This is a genomic window from Escherichia sp. MAL-1, assembly GCF_052948035.1.
In genome coordinates this window covers 4,230,644-4,248,245 of the sequence record NZ_CM129609.1, presented here as the reverse complement: position 1 = coordinate 4,248,245, position 17,602 = coordinate 4,230,644, and the positions used below count along the sequence as shown (strand labels likewise).

Below are 17,602 nucleotides of genomic sequence, written 5' to 3'. Positions count from 1 at the left end.
GGAGGAATAATGTCATATCTGAATTTAAGACTTTACCAGCGAAACACACAATGCTTGCATATTCGTAAGCATCGTTTGGCTGGTTTTTTTGTCCGACTCGTTGTCGCCTGTGCTTTTGCCGCACAGGCACCTTTGTCATCTGCCGACCTCTATTTTAATCCGCGCTTTTTAGCGGATGATCCCCAGGCTGTGGCCGATTTATCGCGTTTTGAAAATGGGCAAGAATTACCGCCAGGGACGTATCGCGTCGATATCTATTTGAATAATGGTTATATGGCAACGCGTGATGTCACATTTAATACGGGCGACAGTGAACAAGGGATTGTTCCCTGCCTGACACGCGCGCAACTCGCCAGTATGGGGCTGAATACGGCTTCTGTCGCCGGTATGAATCTGCTGGCGGATGATGCCTGTGTGCCATTAACCACAATGGTCCAGGACGCTACTGCGCATCTGGATGTTGGTCAGCAGCGACTGAACCTGACGATCCCTCAGGCATTTATGAGTAATCGCGCGCGTGGTTATATTCCTCCTGAGTTATGGGATCCCGGTATTAATGCCGGATTGCTCAATTATAATTTCAGCGGAAATAGTGTGCAGAATCGGATTGGGGGTAACAGCCATTATGCATATTTAAACCTACAGAGTGGGTTAAATATTGGTGCGTGGCGTTTACGCGACAATACCACCTGGAGTTATAACAGTAGCGACAGTTCATCAGGTAGCAAAAATAAATGGCAGCATATCAATACCTGGCTTGAGCGAGACATAATTCCTTTACGTTCCCGGCTGACGTTGGGTGATGGTTATACCCAGGGCGATATTTTCGATGGTATTAACTTTCGCGGCGCACAATTGGCCTCAGATGACAATATGTTACCCGATAGCCAAAGAGGATTTGCCCCGGTGATCCACGGTATTGCTCGTGGTACTGCACAGGTCACTATTAAACAAAATGGGTATGACATTTATAATAGTACGGTGCCACCGGGGCCTTTTACCATCAACGATATCTATGCCGCAGGTAATAGTGGTGACTTGCAGGTAACGATCAAAGAGGCTGACGGCAGCACGCAGATTTTTACCGTACCCTATTCGTCAGTCCCGCTTTTGCAACGTGAAGGGCATACTCGTTATTCCATTACGGCAGGAGAATACCGTAGTGGAAATGCGCAGCAGGAAAAAACCCGCTTTTTCCAGAGTACATTACTCCACGGCCTTCCGGCTGGCTGGACAATATATGGTGGAACGCAACTGGCGGATCGTTATCGTGCTTTTAATTTCGGTATCGGGAAAAACATGGGGGCACTGGGCGCTCTGTCTGTGGATATGACGCAGGCTAATTCCACACTTCCCGATGACAGTCAGCATGACGGACAATCGGTGCGTTTTCTCTATAACAAATCGCTCAATGAGTCAGGCACGAATATTCAGTTAGTGGGTTACCGTTATTCGACCAGCGGATATTTTAATTTCGCTGATACAACATACAGTCGAATGAATGGCTACAACATCGAAACACAGGATGGAGTTATTCAGGTTAAGCCAAAATTCACCGACTATTACAACCTCGCTTATAACAAACGCGGGAAATTACAGCTCACCGTTACTCAGCAACTCGGGCGCACATCAACACTGTATTTGAGTGGTAGCCATCAAACTTATTGGGGAACGAGTAATGTCGATGAGCAATTCCAGGCTGGATTAAATACTGCGTTCGAAGATATCAACTGGACGCTCAGCTATAGCCTGACGAAAAACGCCTGGCAAAAAGGACGGGATCAGATGTTAGCGCTTAACGTCAATATTCCTTTCAGCCACTGGCTGCGTTCTGACAGTAAATCTCAGTGGCGACATGCCAGTGCCAGCTACAGCATGTCACACGATCTCAACGGTCGGATGACCAATCTGGCTGGTGTATACGGTACGTTGCTGGAAGACAACAACCTCAGCTATAGCGTGCAAACCGGCTATGCCGGGGGAGGCGATGGTAATAGCGGAAGCACAGGCTACGCCACGCTGAATTATCGCGGTGGCTACGGCAATGCCAACATCGGTTACAGCCATAGCGATGATATTAAGCAGCTCTATTACGGAGTCAGCGGTGGGGTACTGGCTCATGCCAATGGCGTAACGCTGGGGCAGCCGTTAAACGATACGGTGGTGCTTGTTAAAGCGCCTGGCGCAAAAGATGCAAAAGTCGAAAACCAGACGGGGGTGCGTACCGACTGGCGCGGTTATGCCGTGCTGCCTTATGCCACTGAATATCGGGAAAACAGAGTAGCGCTGGATACCAATACCCTGGCTGATAACGTCGATTTAGATAACGCGGTCGCTAACGTTGTTCCCACTCGTGGGGCGATCGTGCGAGCAGAGTTTAAAGCGCGCGTTGGGATAAAACTGCTCATGACGCTAACCCACAATAATAAGCCGCTGCCGTTCGGGGCGATGGTGACATCAGAGAGTAGCCAGAGTAGCGGCATTGTTGCGGATAATGGCCAGGTTTACCTCAGCGGAATGCCTTTAGCGGGAAAAGTTCAGGTGAAATGGGGAGAAGAGGAAAATGCTCACTGTGTCGCCAATTATCAACTGCCACCAGAGAGTCAGCAGCAGTTATTAACCCAGCTATCAGCTGAATGTCGTTAAGGGGGCGTGATGAGAAACAAACCTTTTTATCTTCTGTGCGCTTTTTTGTGGCTGGCGGTGAGTCACGCTTTGGCTGCGGATAGCACGATTACTATCCGCGGCTATGTCAGAGATAACGGCTGTAGTGTGGCCGCTGAATCAACCAATTTTACTGTTGATCTGATGGAAAACGCGGCGAAGCAATTTAACAACATTGGCGCGACGACTCCTGTCGTTCCATTTCGTATTTTGCTGTCACCCTGTGGTAACGCCGTTTCTGCCGTAAAGGTTGGGTTTACTGGCGTTGCAGATAGCCACAATGCCAACCTGCTTGCACTTGAAAATACGGTGTCAGCGGCTTCGGGACTGGGAATACAACTTCTGAATGAGCAGCAAAATCAAATCCCCCTTAATGCTCCATCGTCCGCGATTTCGTGGACGACCCTGACGCCGGGTAAACCAAATACGCTGAATTTTTACGCCCGGCTAATGGCGACACAGGTGCCTGTCACTGCGGGGCATATCAATGCCACGGCTACCTTCACTCTTGAATATCAGTAACTGGAGATGCTCATGAAATGGTGCAAACGTGGGTATGTATTGGCGGCAATATTGGCGCTCGCAAGTGCGACGATACAGGCAGCCGATGTCACCATCACGGTGAACGGTAAGGTCGTCGCCAAACCGTGTACGGTTTCCACCACCAATGCCACGGTTGATCTCGGCGATCTTTATTCTTTCAGTCTGATGTCTGCCGGGGCGGCATCGGCCTGGCATGATGTTGCGCTTGAGTTGACTAATTGTCCGGTGGGAACGTCGAGGGTCACTGCTAGTTTCAGCGGGGCAGCCGACAGTACTGGATATTATAAAAACCAGGGGACCGCGCAAAACATCCAGTTAGAGCTACAGGATGACAGTGGCAACACATTGAATACTGGCGCAACCAAAACAGTTCAGGTGGATGATTCCTCACAATCAGCGCACTTCCCGTTACAGGTCAGAGCATTGACAGTAAATGGCGGAGCCACTCAGGGAACCATTCAGGCAGTGATTAGCATCACCTATACCTACAGCTGAACCCGAAGAGATGATTGTAATGAAACGAGTTATTACCCTGTTTGCTGTACTGCTGATGGGCTGGTCGGTAAATGCCTGGTCATTCGCCTGTAAAACCGCCAATGGTACAGCTATCCCTATTGGCGGTGGCAGCGCTAATGTTTATGTAAACCTTACGCCTGCCGTGAATGTGGGGCAAAACCTGGTCGTAGATCTTTCGACGCAAATCTTTTGCCATAACGATTATCCGGAAACCATTACAGACTATGTCACACTGCAACGAGGCTCGGCTTATGGCGGCGTGTTATCTAATTTTTCCGGGACCGTAAAATATAGTGGCAGTAGCTATCCATTTCCGACCACCAGCGAAACGCCGCGGGTTGTTTATAATTCGAGAACGGATAAGCCGTGGCCGGTGGCGCTTTATTTGACGCCTGTGAGCAGTGCGGGCGGGGTGGCGATTAAAGCTGGCTCATTAATTGCCGTGCTTATTTTGCGACAGACCAACAACTATAACAGCGATGATTTCCAGTTTGTGTGGAATATTTACGCCAATAATGATGTGGTGGTGCCTACTGGCGGCTGTGATGTTTCTGCTCGTGATGTCACCGTTACTCTGCCGGACTACCCTGGTTCAGTGCCGATTCCTCTTACCGTTTATTGTGCGAAAAGCCAAAACCTGGGGTATTACCTCTCCGGCACAACCGCAGATGCGGGCAACTCGATTTTCACCAATACCGCGTCGTTTTCACCAGCGCAGGGCGTCGGCGTACAGTTGACGCGCAACGGTACGATTATTCCAGCGAATAACACGGTATCGTTAGGAGCAGTAGGGACTTCGGCGGTAAGTCTGGGATTAACGGCAAATTATGCACGTACCGGAGGGCAGGTGACTGCAGGGAATGTGCAATCGATTATTGGCGTGACTTTTGTTTATCAATAAAGAAATCACAGGACATTGCTAATGCTGGTACGCAATATTACCTGAAGCTAAAAACCTGCACGTTAGCCCTTTGTAGGCCAGATAAGACGCGTCAGCGTCGCATCTGGCATAAACAAAGCGCACTTTGCTGGTCTGTTCCCCTCACCCTAACCCTCTCCCCGGAGGGGCGAGGGGACTGTCCGGGCACATTTTTAGACTTTGTCATCAGTCTGAGCCTGCCATTGGCAGGCTCTGGTGTCCTTTTACGCTACCATGCTAATAATCAGCACAATAATAAGCCCAACCACGGAGTTGACCAGCTCCAGCAGACCCCAGGTTTTCAACGTGTCTTTTACTGACAGGTCAAAGTATCCTTTGAACAACCAGAAAGATGCATCGTTAATGTGGGTGAGGGTGTTGGAACCCGCAGCCGTCGCCAGCACCAGCAGCGCCGGATTCACTCCAACCAGCTGACCGGTTGCTGGATCAAGGATTGCAGCACTGATAATCCCGGCGGCGGTCATCGCCGAAACGACACCCTGACCCGTCGCCAGACGAATTAGCACAGTGATCAGCCATGCCATGATGTAGGGCGAGATATTGCCGTGGGACATCAACATGCCGATGGTGTCGCCAATGCCGGTGTCGATGATGGTCTGCTTCAGCACGCCACCCGCACCGATGATCAGAATCACCATTGCAATACTCTTCACCGCGCTTTCAAAAGCGTTCATCACCCACTGCATGTCATGACCACGCGCGGTGCCAAAGAGTACGAATGCAACCACCATCGCAATAAACATCGCAATCGGCGAGGAACCAATAAAGTTAACCACTTCCCAGGCAGGGGTATCTTTTACCAGCCAGATATTGGCGATGGTGGTGGAGATCATAATGATCGCCGGGATCAACGGCACCAGAATCGAAACGCCGAAAGAGGGCAGATTATTCATATCTACCGGTTGATCTGCTTTCAGGAATGATGGCGTTGGGCGCTCAAGATTGCCGAGGAACTTCGGCAGGATCAGACCTGCGCAGATTACACTTGGGATCGTCACCAGTACGCCATAGATATAAACCATCCCCATATCCGCGCCATAAGCATTCACCAGCGCCACCGGACCCGGCTGCGGTGGGAACAGTGAATGTGCGGTAGTGGCAGCTGCTACTGCCGGGATCGCCAGTTTCAGGAACGGAATTTTAGCTTCGGCGGCAATAACAATAACCAGCGGCGCTAACATGATAAAGGCCACTTCATAGAACATCGCCAGACCAAAAATCAGGCCGATGATAATCACCGACAGCTGTACATAGCGCAGACCGAGACGCGCCAGCAGCGTATGCGCTATCTGGTGAGCCGCGCCGGAGTCGACCATCAATTTACCGATGACCGCACCGAACACCACGATGATAGCCAGTTCCCCCAGCGTGTTGCCGAAGCCCGCTTTCATAGTGTGCAGCAGCGACATCAAATCCATGCCCGCCAGCATCCCGACGGACAGCGCCGCCACCAACAAAGCCACCATTGAATTGATTTTGAACTTCAAATTCAGTACCAGCATCAGGCCAATGCCGAATACCACCCAGAGAATGTTAAGCACATGCATAACGTTTTACCTTACCTGGTTGAACCGTTGTTATTTTGGGCGACATGTTATGTAAATTGGTCAACCATTGTTGCGATGAATGTCACATCCTCTGATCAATAACCATCGATTACCCTTTGCTGCAATTTGCAGCAACAACCATGAGAGTGAAATTCTTGTGATGTGGTTAACCAATTTCAGAATTCGGGTTGACATGTCTTACCAAAAGGTAGAACTTATACGCCATCTCATCCGATGCAACGCCACGGCTGCGGTCTGGTTGTTCATCCGGATACCTAAACAACTCCAGGGTTCTGCGTCTCTTTGCTGTGGAACCCACTATGTGAAAGAGGAAAAATCATGGAACAGACCTGGCGCTGGTACGGCCCAAACGATCCGGTTTCTTTAGCTGATGTCCGTCAGGCGGGCGCAACTGGCGTGGTTACCGCGCTGCACCATATCCCGAACGGCGAAGTATGGTCCGTAGAAGAGATCCTCAAACGCAAGGCGATCGTTGAAGACGCAGGCCTGGTGTGGTCTGTCGTAGAAAGCGTACCAATTCACGAAGATATCAAAACCCACACTGGCAACTATGAGCAGTGGATCGCTAACTATCAGCAGACTCTGCGCAACCTGGCGCAGTGCGGCATTCGCACCGTGTGCTACAACTTCATGCCGGTGCTCGACTGGACCCGTACTGACCTCGAATACGTGCTGCCAGACGGCTCCAAAGCTCTGCGCTTCGACCAGATCGAATTCGCTGCATTCGAAATGCATATCCTGAAACGTCCAGGCGCGGAAGCGGATTACACCGAAGAAGAAATTGCTCAGGCTGCTGTTCGCTTCGCCACTATGAGCGACGAAGACAAAGCGCGTCTGACGCGTAACATCATTGCCGGTCTGCCGGGCGCGGAAGAAGGGTATACCCTCGACCAGTTCCGTAAGCACCTGGAGCTGTACAAAGATATCGATAAAGCGAAGCTGCGCGAAAACTTTGCCGTCTTCCTGAAAGCGATTATTCCAGTTGCTGAAGAAGTTGGCGTGCGTATGGCGGTTCACCCGGACGATCCGCCGCGCCCGATCCTTGGCCTGCCGCGCATTGTTTCCACCATTGAAGATATGCAGTGGATGGTTGATACCGTAAACAGCATGGCGAACGGTTTCACCATGTGCACCGGTTCCTACGGCGTGCGTGCTGACAACGATCTGGTTGATATGATCAAGCAGTTCGGTCCGCGTATTTACTTCACCCATCTGCGCTCCACCATGCGTGAAGATAACCCGAAAACCTTCCACGAAGCGGCGCACCTGAACGGTGACGTTGATATGTACGAAGTGGTGAAAGCGATTGTTGAAGAAGAACACCGTCGTAAAGCGGAAGGCAAAGAAGACCTGATCCCGATGCGTCCGGACCACGGTCATCAGATGCTGGACGACCTGAAGAAGAAAACCAACCCAGGTTACTCCGCAATTGGTCGTCTGAAAGGCCTGGCCGAAGTTCGCGGTGTCGAACTGGCGATCCAGCGCGCTTTCTTTAGCCGTTAATACCCACCGGCATGGCTGCGCGCCGTGCCGGTTCCTTCTTCCTTGCCGTCACTCTCTGAAGACGGATTCTGGAGTTTACGATGACTACTATTGTTGACAGCAATCTGCCGGTTGCCCGCCCGTCATGGGAGCATTCTCGTCTGGAATCACGCATTGTGCATCTCGGTTGCGGGGCGTTTCACCGCGCGCACCAGGCGCTGTATACCCATCACCTGCTGGAAAGCACCGACAGCGACTGGGGTATCTGCGAAGTTAACCTGATGCCAGGCAACGACCGCGTGCTGATCGAAAACCTGAAAAAACAGCAACTGCTGTACACCGTGGCGGAAAAAGGCGCGGAAAGCACCGAGCTGAAAATTATCGGTTCGATGAAAGAAGCGCTGCATCCGGAAATCGACGGCTGCGAAGGTATTCTCAATGCGATGGCGCGTCCGCAGACGGCGATTGTCTCTCTGACAGTCACGGAAAAAGGCTACTGCGCTGATGCGGCAAGCGGTCAGCTGGATCTCAATAACCCACTGATCAAGCACGATCTGGAAAACCCGACTGCGCCGAAGTCCGCGATTGGTTACATCGTCGAAGCCCTGCGGCTGCGTCGTGAAAAAGGGTTGAAAGCGTTTACGGTGATGTCCTGCGATAACGTGCGTGAAAACGGCCATGTGGCGAAGGTCGCGGTACTGGGACTGGCTCAGGCGCGTGACCCGCAGCTGGCGGCATGGATTGAAGAAAACGTCACCTTCCCGTGCACCATGGTTGACCGCATCGTTCCGGCGGCGACGCCAGAAACCTTGCAGGAAATTGCTGACCAGCTGGGTGTTTACGACCCGTGCGCCATTGCCTGCGAACCGTTCCGTCAGTGGGTGATTGAAGATAACTTCGTTAACGGTCGCCCGGACTGGGATAAAGTGGGCGCACAGTTCGTTGCAGACGTTGTGCCGTTCGAAATGATGAAGCTGCGTATGCTGAACGGCAGCCACTCTTTCCTGGCATACCTCGGTTACCTCGGCGGCTATGAAACCATTGCCGACACCATGACTAACCCGGATTATCGCAAAGCGGCCTTCTCCTTGATGATGCAGGAACAAGCGCCAACGCTGTCGATGCCGGAAGGTACGGACCTGAACGCCTATGCGACGCTGCTGATCGAGCGTTTCAGCAACCCGTCTCTGCGTCACCGTACCTGGCAGATTGCGATGGACGGCAGCCAGAAGTTACCGCAGCGTCTGCTGGACCCGGTGCGTCTGCACCTGCAAAACGGCGGCAGCTGGCGTCACCTGGCGCTGGGCGTGGCTGGCTGGATGCGTTACACCCAGGGCGTGGATGAGCAGGGTAATGCCATTGACGTGGTCGACCCGATGCTGGCGGAGTTCCAGAAGGTCAACGCGCAGTATCAGGGCGCAGACCGCGTGAAAGCGCTGCTGGGCCTGAGCGGTATTTTTGCCGATGATCTGCCGCAGAATGCCGACTTTGTTGGCGCAGTGACGGCGGCATATCAGCAGCTGTGCGAACGCGGTGCGCGCGAGTGTGTGGCTGCGCTGTAACTAACTGATTACCCTACAGACTTACTGGTCAATCAAACTGATATTTGGTTGACCAGTTTTCGTTTTTTTGCCCACCTATACGTGCCAACTTCCAGTGCTAATGGTATAGTTTGAGATTAACGGGGGCCGTAAAATTGCCCGTTGTAGGCCGGATAAGGCGTTCACGCCGCATCCGGCAAAAATTTGATTAACCGCACCTAACGGACACAACACCATGAAATCTGCCACCTCTGCGCAAAGACCTTACCAGGAAGTCGGGGCGATGATCCGCGATCTGATCATAAAGACGCCGTACAATCCTGGCGAACGGCTGCCGCCGGAGCGTGAAATTGCAGAAATGCTTGATGTCACGCGGACGGTGGTACGTGAAGCGCTGATCATGCTGGAGATCAAAGGGCTGGTGGAAGTACGCCGGGGTGCCGGTATCTATGTTCTTGATAACTCAGGCAGCCAGAACACAGACAGTCCGGATGCCAACGTCTGCAACGATGCCGGTCCTTTTGAGCTGTTACAGGCGCGGCAGTTATTGGAGAGCAACATCGCCGAGTTTGCCGCTTTGCAGGCTACCCGCGAAGATATCGTCAAAATGCGTCAGGCATTGCAACTGGAAGAGCGTGAACTGGCTTCCAGTGCGCCGGGCAGCAGCGAAAGCGGTGACATGCAGTTCCATCTCGCTATTGCCGAAGCAACGCATAACAGCATGCTGGTGGAGCTGTTCCGTCAGTCCTGGCAGTGGCGGGAAAACAATCCAATGTGGATCCAGTTGCACAGCCATCTGGATGACAGCCTGTATCGCAAAGAGTGGTTGGGCGATCACAAACAGATCCTCGCCGCGTTAATCAAAAAAGATGCCCGAGCGGCGAAGCTGGCAATGTGGCAGCATCTGGAAAACGTTAAGCAACGTCTGCTGGAATTCTCGAACGTTGACGATATTTATTTTGATGGCTATCTGTTTGATTCATGGCCGCTGGATAAAGTCGACGCCTGACTTATTATAATAAGCGCAAGGGTAAACGTTCCTTGCGCTTTCTTAAATTAAGAAGTCGCAATGAGTATTACTTTGTAAATTGCAGGGTATTGTTTAGCTATCTGTATAACCTGAATGTTAGTACTCATTCTTCTCAGTGGCTATTTACCAATATAATTCCATTCACCATTTTTTAATTCAAACAGTTCTGGAAGAGATGACGGTTGCAGAGTCATACGTTTGAGTGGTGCATTTTCATCACCCGGGATAACTTTATATCCCATTTTTGCATGGATCTCCGCGGTACCGGGATAGGCTTCTATACCAATTATTGGGTCATTACCCAACTCAATATTAGCATTAAGTAATGCGGCAAGGGCGAATCCGGAAGAATTTGCCACCCCTGAGACAGTCATTATCTGATCAATATAGATATCAATCCTTGGCTGCTCATTGGTCCATCTTTTTGCCTGAGAAGCTGGAAGGGTTGAAATATATCCTATCGTGGTTCCGGCGTAACCTGGAACATTGCAACCAGGGCCTAATGTTATTTCATGAACTGTATAGTTCTCAACAGGATAGGAAGGGCTCTTCATAAATAAATTTAGCCGTAATCCTTCTGCTAACTCTGTGGCAGCATGCGCCTTTTTACATATACCACCATATATATCGTCTAAAGCTGAGGTGATTTTCAAGTTTCGATAGAGCATACGTCCTGTTGTTGTAATACCATCGGATTCTCTGCATGTTTCTGTCACATAATTAAATGGCCAGTACTCTTTACTAATATCAAGCTTTCTAATTTCGACAACGCTTTTTCCATCGTAATTATGGTTATTGCCACGAACAAGAGGCAGAAGATAGATATTTTCCGTATCCAGGCGTGCACGTTCATATTTACGTATTAACTCACTGTCGACTATTGGGTGATGAAGGAAGTGATCATCTGTAATAATTTGACTCTGAAGGGCATTGCTTAATGGCATAGACATAATAGTTACCTTTTATGAGTATTTCACTGATGTTTAGAAAAATAGATAAATTTTTCTGTAGTAAAAAGAGAAGTAAACAAATGACATGCATGTTTCTGTTGTAGTGATATCAACTCTACATGGTGATATTAAAGGGTGGGAAACACTCTAAAGTATCAAAAAACGCTCATTTAAAATTATTTGCATGCAATTAAAAAGCATATCTTATTACTAATTGGAATTTGATGTTGCTATATTGAGGTCTATATTAATAATGCCTGTGAATGGTATTTTTGATGTATTTGATATGTTATCAATTTATATTATTTACAAACTAATTGTTTCAAATAATACATGGCTGATTATGCGGAAATAAATAATTTTCCACCGGAATTAAGTAGCGGCGGTGACAAGTATTTTCATCTACGTAACTATTCGGAATATTCAGAATATACTAGCGGTTTTTTTTTGAGTTTGATGATTTTTATCAAATCATGACTTTTTTCCTGAAAAGTCAGTAGATATTCATAGGCAAGTAAGGTTTTATACTTTGCTGACAGGATTCAGGCCTGTCTCAGACTGACATGGATGTAATGAACAAAAGGGAATGGCTATGGAAAATGAGCATCAATACAGTGGTGCCCGGTGTTCAGGGCAAGCCGCATATGTTGCTAAACGTCAGGAGTGCGCAAAATGATGCGCCAATCACTTCAGGCTGTTTTACCTGAAATTTCAGGCAATAAAACGTCATTGCTGCGTAAATCGGTATGCAGCGATATCCTCACTCTTTTTAATTCTCCTCATTCGGCATTACCGTCATTACTTGTTTCAGGCATGCCCGAGTGGCAAGTGCATAACCAGAGCGACAAACATCTCCAGAGCTGGTATTGCCGTCAGCTGCGTTCTGCACTGTTATTTCATGAGCCACGGATTGCGGCGTTGCAGGTTAATTTTAAAGAAGCGTACTGCCACACTCTGGCGATCAGCCTTGAGATAATGCTGTACCACGACGGTGAACCGCTAACGTTTGATCTGGTCTGGGATAATGGCGGTTGGTGTAGTGCGATGCTGGAGAATGTCAGCTAAGCACAATCTCCAGCTCGCGCAGTTCACGCCAGAAGCGTTCGGCAACTGGATTCATGCGGGTATTCATTCGGTATGCATAGGCCTGAATCGGGATCACCAGTTCGTCCCGATTCAGTACAACGAGCTTCCCGCTGCGAATTTCTTGTTGGATGGCGTACTCCGGCAGCCAGGCAATCCCACAGCCGTCGAGGGCAACCTGCTTTAAAAGCTCGCTCATCGAAGAGACAAAAAAGGTGCTGAAACTTAACTCACTGTGGCGCGTCAGGGTGCGATTAATCAATCGCCCCATGTAGGAGTTGCGGCTGTATTTCAGTAACGGAAAGTGTGGCTGCGCGAGGTTAAAAAGTGCTTCTCCGTGTTCGTCACTGGCGCAGACAGGGAACAATTGAGATTCAAATAAGCGAATGTGGTCAAACGGCGCTTCCAGCAAATCTTCGTCGTGAAAGGAAAAAATACAGTCACTTTGCCCTTCACGCAGTTTATCGACCGCTTCATCGACATCAATAGCTTCAATTGCCCAGGTAAAGAGCGGCGGCATCTGGCTGATAATGGACGGTAACAGTCCGAGGGAAAGAGAGTGTGCAGCGGCTATCTTGATTTTTCGTTGCGCGTAATCGCTGCCGCCACGCAGCTCTGCCAGATTGCTCTCTAACTGTTGCAACAGATGGCGGATCTGCGAATGGAAGATTTTCCCTTGTTCTGAGAGTTGCAGCGGCGTTACCTGGCGGTTAAACAATTCAACACCAATCGCCTGTTCCAGCGCACGGATGCGGCGGCTGAATGCCGGTTGCGAGACGTTGCGACTGACTGCCGCCTGGGAAAAATTGCGGCATTTTTCCAGGGTCAGAAAATCATAAAGCCATTTGGTTTCAATATTATGCAAAATCGCACCACAGTCATCCATTACGTTTTACTCTGTCAGCCGCCCTTGCGGGCATTCTACGTCCATTCGGGCGGCTGACAACCGTTTAAGCCGTTTCAAACGTTCCTTTCACGCAGGCTTTGCCGTCTTTGACCATCAGTTTGCCGCGAGCGTATACCTGCTCAATGCGCAGTTCTGGCGTCATGACCAGCAAGTCAGCATCATTGCCTGGCAGAATTTCGCCTTTCCCGGTCAGGTTAAGGAAACCGGCTACGCTACTGGTGAGCGGGCGCAGGGCATCGCTGATACTGAAATCATAGTCTTTGACCAGCACCTGCACGGTTTCCAGCAACGTTTCAAAACCGGCAACACCGATATGGGTTAAATTCCCTTCGTCATCGAAGAACGGCTGGCTACCGTTGCCGTCGGAGCTGAGGGTGACGCGTGCCAGCGGAATACCCGCCTGAACGGCGCGGGCAATACCTTCGGCAGGGGCGACCGGTTCGTCAATGCTGCTGGTGATATCGATAGTGCCGCCTTTGCGCGCGAACTCCAGCGCCTGCTCAAACAACGGAACGTTGCGGTTAACGTGGGTCGGCAGCAACTTGCTGATCGGCACATCGCAGTTTTCCAGCAGGTCATAGACAGGCTGTAACGCCTTTTTGCTGTCGCCCATGTGGAACACGGTGACGCCAGGTTTACCGCCGAGCAAACCGCCAACGCGGGATTCCGCCGCCATATTAGCCAGGTGATAAACGTCCGGTGCGGCAGAACGGTGATCAGAGATGGCGCATTTCACGCCAATCACACGATCGATAATCGCCACGTCTTTTTCCACGGAACCTGTAATGGTGCGGGAAGGGACATGATAAGCGCCGGTCAGCATCCAGGCGCTGATGCCTTCTTCATTGAGCGCACGGGTCTTGGCGAGCAGGGATTCCGGGTGGCGAGAGATAGAGTCGGTGCCCAGCAGACCAACCACTGACGTGACGCCCGCTTCCGTCAGGCGACTTAGCGCCACTTCTGGCGTGCGCGTCGTAGGACCTGCTTCACCGCCACCACCAATCAAATGGACGTGTTGATCAATAAAACCAGGACAGAGGATCTGCCCGCTGAGATCGACAACCGTGCAGTCCGGTACAATGTCAGAAGGGATATTGCTGGCAACGGCGATAATTTTGCCGTTAGCGACGAGGACATCGCAAATTCCCCGATCTTCCGGCGCATACAAATGCGCTCCCTGCAGCAGGGTAAAACCGGCTGCGGTATAATCAATCATGGTAACTCCTTGTTAAACAATAAGCTGCATAACCCAGATCGACAGCAATGCGTTAATCACGCAGACCGTAATGATATGCGGGTAATATTTGGCATTCACTTCGGCTGTCCCCAGGCAGCGACCGACATTTTGCACCGGGTTGCCCATTAAATACATCGCGGGCAGTAAAACGGTGACATCGTGACCGGTTAATGCGCCGGCGGTCGCCAGACTGGCGGCAACACCGACTGCGCCGCCCATACTCATTAATGCGGCTAAAAGGACGGTTGCCGCTTCACCGGGTAATCCCCACAGCGCCATTACGGGTTCACAGATATGCCCCACCCAGTCGAGCAGGCCGGTAATTTTCAGCGCCTGAATGATGACAAACGCCATCACCACGTTTGGCAGCAGGTTGGTCGTGGCGATAGTAAAGCCACGGCGCGCACCATCGATAAACATATCCATGACGTTTTTGCGGACCTGAGTTGTCATGCTTGCGCTCCTTGCGTTGGGTTGCGACGTTCTTCGAAGTTAAGCCAGACGCGCAAAATGTTGGCTCCGACAAATTTAAACACCAGGATGACGGCTAAAGGTACGATTACGGACGTGCCCAGAAAGGCAAACACCGCGACGCCGGAAGAGAAGTAGTTGGTGATGATGGCGCTACCGCTGGTTTGATATGCGGCGAAAATCACTTTATCGCGTTCGGTAATTTCACCTTCCTGCGCCAGCTCTTTGGTCATACCGGCGGCGGCATCGGTGTTTTGCAGGTTAGCGATCAGCGCCAGCGAGCAGATCCCTGGAATGCCCAACAACGGTTTTAGCACAGGTGTCATTAACTGCTGCGCGGCGCGTAATCCACCAAGACCATCGGTAATTGAAATAATCCCCAGAGAGAGAATGACTGACGGTGCCAGCTCCAGCGCAAAGAGAAAGCCATCTTTAACCCCCGCGCCACCCGCGCCGCGAAATGAGGTGGTGGCTCCGTTCGCACCAGGCAGTTGCCCAAACGATCCGTTCAGAACGGAAAAATCAAAAACGCGCCACCAGCTGTCTGTTCCGGAAAAAACACCGGAAAAAAAGATTATGGTGAGAAAAAAGGCCAGATACCCTTTAATGCCCACTTTTTCTGTCGCCAGCTCCCCGGCTACAGCATCCCCTTGTTGTGTCATAACAATCCCCATTGTTTTTTTGTGTTTGTGTGTTGCTTGAGCCAGGAAAATTCCTGGAACTGAAAAACCTTATCAGCCATGTGGGTATGGGGAAAATGCAAGTATGTTTCTGGCTATGCGTTTTTTGCATAGCGGAAAAATTACGCTGTGTGGAAAAGGCTCTGCGCAGGATTGAGTTGCAGAAAATTCATAAACCAAGTGACAATGACATCAGTAAATAAAAACAGAAAATCCAGGGACGAAAACGAGATGGCAAAGTACAACGAAAAAGAGCTGGCGGATACGAGCAAGTTTTTAAGTTTTGTCCTCCGACACAAACCGGAGGCGATTGGTATCGTACTTGACCGTGAAGGATGGGCGGATATCGATAAGCTTATACTCTGTGCCCAAAAAGCGGGCAAGCGGTTAACCCGTGCATTGCTGGATACTGTGGTTGCCACCAGCGATAAAAAGCGTTTTAGTTATTCCAGTGATGGTAGGTGCATCCGCGCGGTTCAGGGGCATTCGACTTCGCAGGTCGCCATTTCCTTTGCCGAAAAAACACCGCCACAGTTTCTCTACCACGGTACGGCAAGCCGTTTCCTTGACGAGATAAAAAAACAGGGGCTGATTGCAGGGGAGCGTCATTACGTACATCTCTCTGCTGATGAAGCAACGGCACGCAAAGTGGGAGCAAGACACGGATCGCCGGTTATCTTAACCGTCAAAGCACAGGAAATGGCGAAACGAGGCATCCCTTTCTGGCAAGCGGAAAACGGGGTCTGGCTGACATCAACGGTTGCTGTTGAGTTTCTTGAGTGGTAAGGGAAACACTCCTCATGAAGTGACCACTTGCAGCTTAAATAATTGTACTGTGCTGATAAGCGCAGCAATAAACAACGCCGCCGCGCCGCAGAGAGTGGCGCCGGCAAGCGCCGATGTTCCATTGCCGAGCATACTGGTCAGCGCCGGGCCGAGGATTTGTCCAATGCCGTAAATGAGCGTCACAAAGCCTAAAAGATTGAGATTTCCCGGAACGCTCAGTTGGCGGGCGATAGTCATCACCAGAGATGTCGTGCCCATAAAGGTACCGCCAAAACCGATACTACTAATGATAAGCAAGAGAGGAGAGTCGCTGGCGAGAGTAAGCAGCACACTGATAGCCTGCACCAGCAAATTCGCCGTCAGGCAAGGCAAAGCCCCCCAACGTTTTGCTGCCCATAGCCAGCCAAAGCAGCCTGGCACAATTGATAAGCCGACTAACGTCCAGAGATGGGCGGTTAACAATGGTGAGCCTGCATCTTTCGCCATGAGCGGCAGGTAAGTCGCGACGATGATATAACCAAATCCCGCCAGGCCGTACAGAATAGCCAGTAACCACCAGCTCATTATCTGTTGCTCCGTTTTTGCCAATGGCATTGGTGCGATGGCGTGTTTTTTCGAGGGCATTAAAAGCGTAAGTGCAATCAGCATCATGCCAGAAAGCGCCCCGGCGCCTTGCCATAACGTTTGCGAGGATAAGGCAAAATGCAGGCCTGCCAGAACATATTCGTTGCCCAGTGCAATGCCAATGCCAACGCCAGAAAACAAAGCTGCCAGCACAAAAGGATGGCGCGTGTGCTGCATAATCAGCGTCGAACCAAAAATCAGCATACCGGCGCTGGCGACACCCGCCAGGAAGCGAATCAATAACACCAGAATAAATGGCGGCAACCATGCCATTGCGAGGATCAACAACCCGCTCGCCAGGGCAGAAACCAACAGAAATGGGCGCAGGCGCGACGGCTGGTGAAATGCGCCAAACGAAAATAGCAGACTGCCAGCCAGATACCCCGCATAGTTGCCGCTGGCAATCCACGAGAGCTGGCTAAATGAAAACGCCCCTTCCGCCATCATGACGGGCAACATAGGCGTATAAAGGAAGCGACCTAATCCCATACCTAAGGTCAGAACCAGCATCCCGAAAAGCGCGGTGCTGAAAGAAAAGCGTTCTACGGGATGCGAGGACGAAGGCATGTTTAACCTTGTA

At 50.7% G+C, this 17,602-nt stretch carries 19 protein-coding genes; 12 read left to right on the top strand and 7 right to left on the bottom strand.

All coding sequences use genetic code 11. From position 1 onward, the window contains the following. Window positions 1–9 precede the first annotated feature (9 nt). From fimD to fimH, 4 genes are all read left to right on the top strand, one after another. Window positions 10–2,646, top strand: coding sequence for a fimbrial usher FimD (gene fimD / locus ACU8XX_RS21190; protein ID WP_000121007.1), 2,637 nt, complete (start codon window positions 10–12; stop codon window positions 2,644–2,646). Window positions 2,647–2,655: 9 nt separating this feature from the next. After that, complete coding sequence (gene fimF / locus ACU8XX_RS21185; RefSeq protein ID WP_001244826.1) at window positions 2,656–3,186, top strand: type 1 fimbria minor subunit FimF; 531 nt, start codon at window positions 2,656–2,658, stop codon at window positions 3,184–3,186. Between the two features lie 72 nt (window positions 3,187–3,258). Beyond that, entirely contained in the window at window positions 3,259–3,702 is a 444-nt protein-coding gene (locus ACU8XX_RS21180; RefSeq protein WP_077897989.1) for a fimbrial protein, read from the top strand. Between the two features lie 19 nt (window positions 3,703–3,721). Beyond that, window positions 3,722–4,624, top strand: coding sequence for a type 1 fimbria D-mannose specific adhesin FimH (fimH, locus tag ACU8XX_RS21175; RefSeq protein ID WP_024176559.1), 903 nt, complete (start codon window positions 3,722–3,724; stop codon window positions 4,622–4,624). Between the two features lie 242 nt (window positions 4,625–4,866). On the opposite strand, the gene gntP is transcribed toward fimH, so the two are convergent. Further along, window positions 4,867–6,210: a gluconate permease GntP gene (gntP, locus tag ACU8XX_RS21170; RefSeq protein ID WP_000558251.1), complete on the bottom strand. Its 1,344-nt coding sequence runs from the start codon at window positions 6,208–6,210 to the stop codon at window positions 4,867–4,869. A gap of 339 nt (window positions 6,211–6,549) precedes the next feature. Here gntP and uxuA point away from each other — a divergent pair, with 339 nt between their 5' ends. The 3 genes from uxuA (at window position 6,550) to uxuR (ending at window position 10,263) form a co-directional block, all read left to right on the top strand. After that, the gene (gene uxuA / locus ACU8XX_RS21165) at window positions 6,550–7,734 is read left to right on the top strand and encodes a mannonate dehydratase (protein WP_000438591.1); all 1,185 of its coding nucleotides are present in this window, start codon (window positions 6,550–6,552) and stop codon (window positions 7,732–7,734) included. A gap of 80 nt (window positions 7,735–7,814) precedes the next feature. Further along, the gene (locus tag ACU8XX_RS21160; RefSeq protein WP_000208222.1) at window positions 7,815–9,275 is read left to right on the top strand and encodes a fructuronate reductase; all 1,461 of its coding nucleotides are present in this window, start codon (window positions 7,815–7,817) and stop codon (window positions 9,273–9,275) included. Window positions 9,276–9,489: 214 nt separating this feature from the next. Beyond that, complete coding sequence (gene uxuR, locus ACU8XX_RS21155; RefSeq protein WP_000833679.1) at window positions 9,490–10,263, top strand: Uxu operon transcriptional regulator; 774 nt, start codon at window positions 9,490–9,492, stop codon at window positions 10,261–10,263. 140 nt (window positions 10,264–10,403) lie between these two features. On the opposite strand, the gene ACU8XX_RS21150 is transcribed toward uxuR, so the two are convergent. Further along, window positions 10,404–11,234 (bottom strand): DUF2686 family protein, encoded by an 831-nt coding sequence (locus ACU8XX_RS21150; protein WP_000062554.1) that lies wholly within the window; start codon window positions 11,232–11,234, stop codon window positions 10,404–10,406. Window positions 11,235–11,487: 253 nt separating this feature from the next. On the opposite strand from ACU8XX_RS21150, the gene ACU8XX_RS21145 reads away from it, so the two are divergent. From ACU8XX_RS21145 to iraD, 4 genes are all read left to right on the top strand, one after another. Beyond that, window positions 11,488–11,589, top strand: a complete 102-nt coding sequence (locus tag ACU8XX_RS21145; protein ID WP_001144941.1) for a hypothetical protein — start codon at window positions 11,488–11,490, stop codon at window positions 11,587–11,589. Then, window positions 11,568–11,711: a protein YtiD gene (gene ytiD, locus ACU8XX_RS21140; protein ID WP_001329085.1), complete on the top strand. Its 144-nt coding sequence runs from the start codon at window positions 11,568–11,570 to the stop codon at window positions 11,709–11,711. Before ACU8XX_RS21145 ends, ytiD begins: the two co-directional genes overlap by 22 nt. Window positions 11,712–11,826: 115 nt before the next feature. Continuing rightward, entirely contained in the window at window positions 11,827–11,910 is an 84-nt protein-coding gene (gene idlP / locus ACU8XX_RS21135) for an iraD leader peptide IdlP (RefSeq protein WP_120795393.1), read from the top strand. Beyond that, a complete protein-coding gene (gene iraD / locus ACU8XX_RS21130; RefSeq protein ID WP_000986204.1) occupies window positions 11,907–12,299 on the top strand; it encodes an anti-adapter protein IraD in 393 nt (130 codons plus the stop codon). The genes idlP and iraD overlap by 4 nt, the downstream gene beginning before the upstream one ends. On the opposite strand, the gene hypT is transcribed toward iraD, so the two are convergent. From hypT to ACU8XX_RS21110, 4 genes are all read right to left on the bottom strand, one after another. Then, window positions 12,292–13,203, bottom strand: a complete 912-nt coding sequence (hypT, locus tag ACU8XX_RS21125; RefSeq protein ID WP_446908312.1) for a hypochlorite stress DNA-binding transcriptional regulator HypT — start codon at window positions 13,201–13,203, stop codon at window positions 12,292–12,294. The two genes, iraD and hypT, sit on opposite strands and share 8 nt — an antisense overlap. A gap of 64 nt (window positions 13,204–13,267) precedes the next feature. Continuing rightward, entirely contained in the window at window positions 13,268–14,440 is a 1,173-nt protein-coding gene (gene iadA / locus ACU8XX_RS21120) for a beta-aspartyl-peptidase (protein WP_000568417.1), read from the bottom strand. Between the two features lie 12 nt (window positions 14,441–14,452). Beyond that, window positions 14,453–14,914, bottom strand: coding sequence for a YjiG family protein (locus ACU8XX_RS21115; protein ID WP_000211971.1), 462 nt, complete (start codon window positions 14,912–14,914; stop codon window positions 14,453–14,455). Continuing rightward, a complete protein-coding gene (locus ACU8XX_RS21110; RefSeq protein WP_128424457.1) occupies window positions 14,911–15,594 on the bottom strand; it encodes a nucleoside recognition domain-containing protein in 684 nt (227 codons plus the stop codon). Before ACU8XX_RS21110 ends, ACU8XX_RS21115 begins: the two co-directional genes overlap by 4 nt. Before the next feature lie 249 nt (window positions 15,595–15,843). Between ACU8XX_RS21110 and kptA the strand changes: the two genes are divergently transcribed. Then, window positions 15,844–16,398, top strand: a complete 555-nt coding sequence (gene kptA / locus ACU8XX_RS21105) for an RNA 2'-phosphotransferase (RefSeq protein ID WP_001151854.1) — start codon at window positions 15,844–15,846, stop codon at window positions 16,396–16,398. Window positions 16,399–16,410: 12 nt separating this feature from the next. On the opposite strand, the gene ACU8XX_RS21100 is transcribed toward kptA, so the two are convergent. After that, window positions 16,411–17,589 (bottom strand): MFS transporter, encoded by a 1,179-nt coding sequence (locus ACU8XX_RS21100; RefSeq protein ID WP_001141202.1) that lies wholly within the window; start codon window positions 17,587–17,589, stop codon window positions 16,411–16,413. Between the last annotated feature and the right edge of the window lie 13 nt (window positions 17,590–17,602).

Excerpts from the sequence above, each read along its gene's own strand:
- uxuR (WP_000833679.1), top strand. The coding sequence starts at position 9,490 with ATGAAATCTGCCACCTCTGCGCAAAGACCTTACCAGGAAGTCGGGGCG.
- ACU8XX_RS21100 (WP_001141202.1), bottom strand. The coding sequence starts at position 17,589 with ATGCCTTCGTCCTCGCATCCCGTAGAACGCTTTTCTTTCAGCACCGCG.
- gntP (WP_000558251.1), bottom strand. The coding sequence starts at position 6,210 with ATGCATGTGCTTAACATTCTCTGGGTGGTATTCGGCATTGGCCTGATG.
- iraD (WP_000986204.1), top strand. The coding sequence starts at position 11,907 with ATGATGCGCCAATCACTTCAGGCTGTTTTACCTGAAATTTCAGGCAAT.
- iadA (WP_000568417.1), bottom strand. The coding sequence starts at position 14,440 with ATGATTGATTATACCGCAGCCGGTTTTACCCTGCTGCAGGGAGCGCAT.
- ACU8XX_RS21160 (WP_000208222.1), top strand. The coding sequence starts at position 7,815 with ATGACTACTATTGTTGACAGCAATCTGCCGGTTGCCCGCCCGTCATGG.
- fimF (WP_001244826.1), top strand. The coding sequence starts at position 2,656 with ATGAGAAACAAACCTTTTTATCTTCTGTGCGCTTTTTTGTGGCTGGCG.
- ACU8XX_RS21110 (WP_128424457.1), bottom strand. The coding sequence starts at position 15,594 with ATGACACAACAAGGGGATGCTGTAGCCGGGGAGCTGGCGACAGAAAAA.
- fimD (WP_000121007.1), top strand. The coding sequence starts at position 10 with ATGTCATATCTGAATTTAAGACTTTACCAGCGAAACACACAATGCTTG.
- ACU8XX_RS21145 (WP_001144941.1), top strand. The coding sequence starts at position 11,488 with ATGCCTGTGAATGGTATTTTTGATGTATTTGATATGTTATCAATTTAT.
- kptA (WP_001151854.1), top strand. The coding sequence starts at position 15,844 with ATGGCAAAGTACAACGAAAAAGAGCTGGCGGATACGAGCAAGTTTTTA.
- ytiD (WP_001329085.1), top strand. The coding sequence starts at position 11,568 with ATGGCTGATTATGCGGAAATAAATAATTTTCCACCGGAATTAAGTAGC.
- ACU8XX_RS21115 (WP_000211971.1), bottom strand. The coding sequence starts at position 14,914 with ATGACAACTCAGGTCCGCAAAAACGTCATGGATATGTTTATCGATGGT.
- ACU8XX_RS21150 (WP_000062554.1), bottom strand. The coding sequence starts at position 11,234 with ATGTCTATGCCATTAAGCAATGCCCTTCAGAGTCAAATTATTACAGAT.
- idlP (WP_120795393.1), top strand. The coding sequence starts at position 11,827 with ATGGAAAATGAGCATCAATACAGTGGTGCCCGGTGTTCAGGGCAAGCC.
- uxuA (WP_000438591.1), top strand. The coding sequence starts at position 6,550 with ATGGAACAGACCTGGCGCTGGTACGGCCCAAACGATCCGGTTTCTTTA.
- hypT (WP_446908312.1), bottom strand. The coding sequence starts at position 13,203 with ATGGATGACTGTGGTGCGATTTTGCATAATATTGAAACCAAATGGCTT.
- fimH (WP_024176559.1), top strand. The coding sequence starts at position 3,722 with ATGAAACGAGTTATTACCCTGTTTGCTGTACTGCTGATGGGCTGGTCG.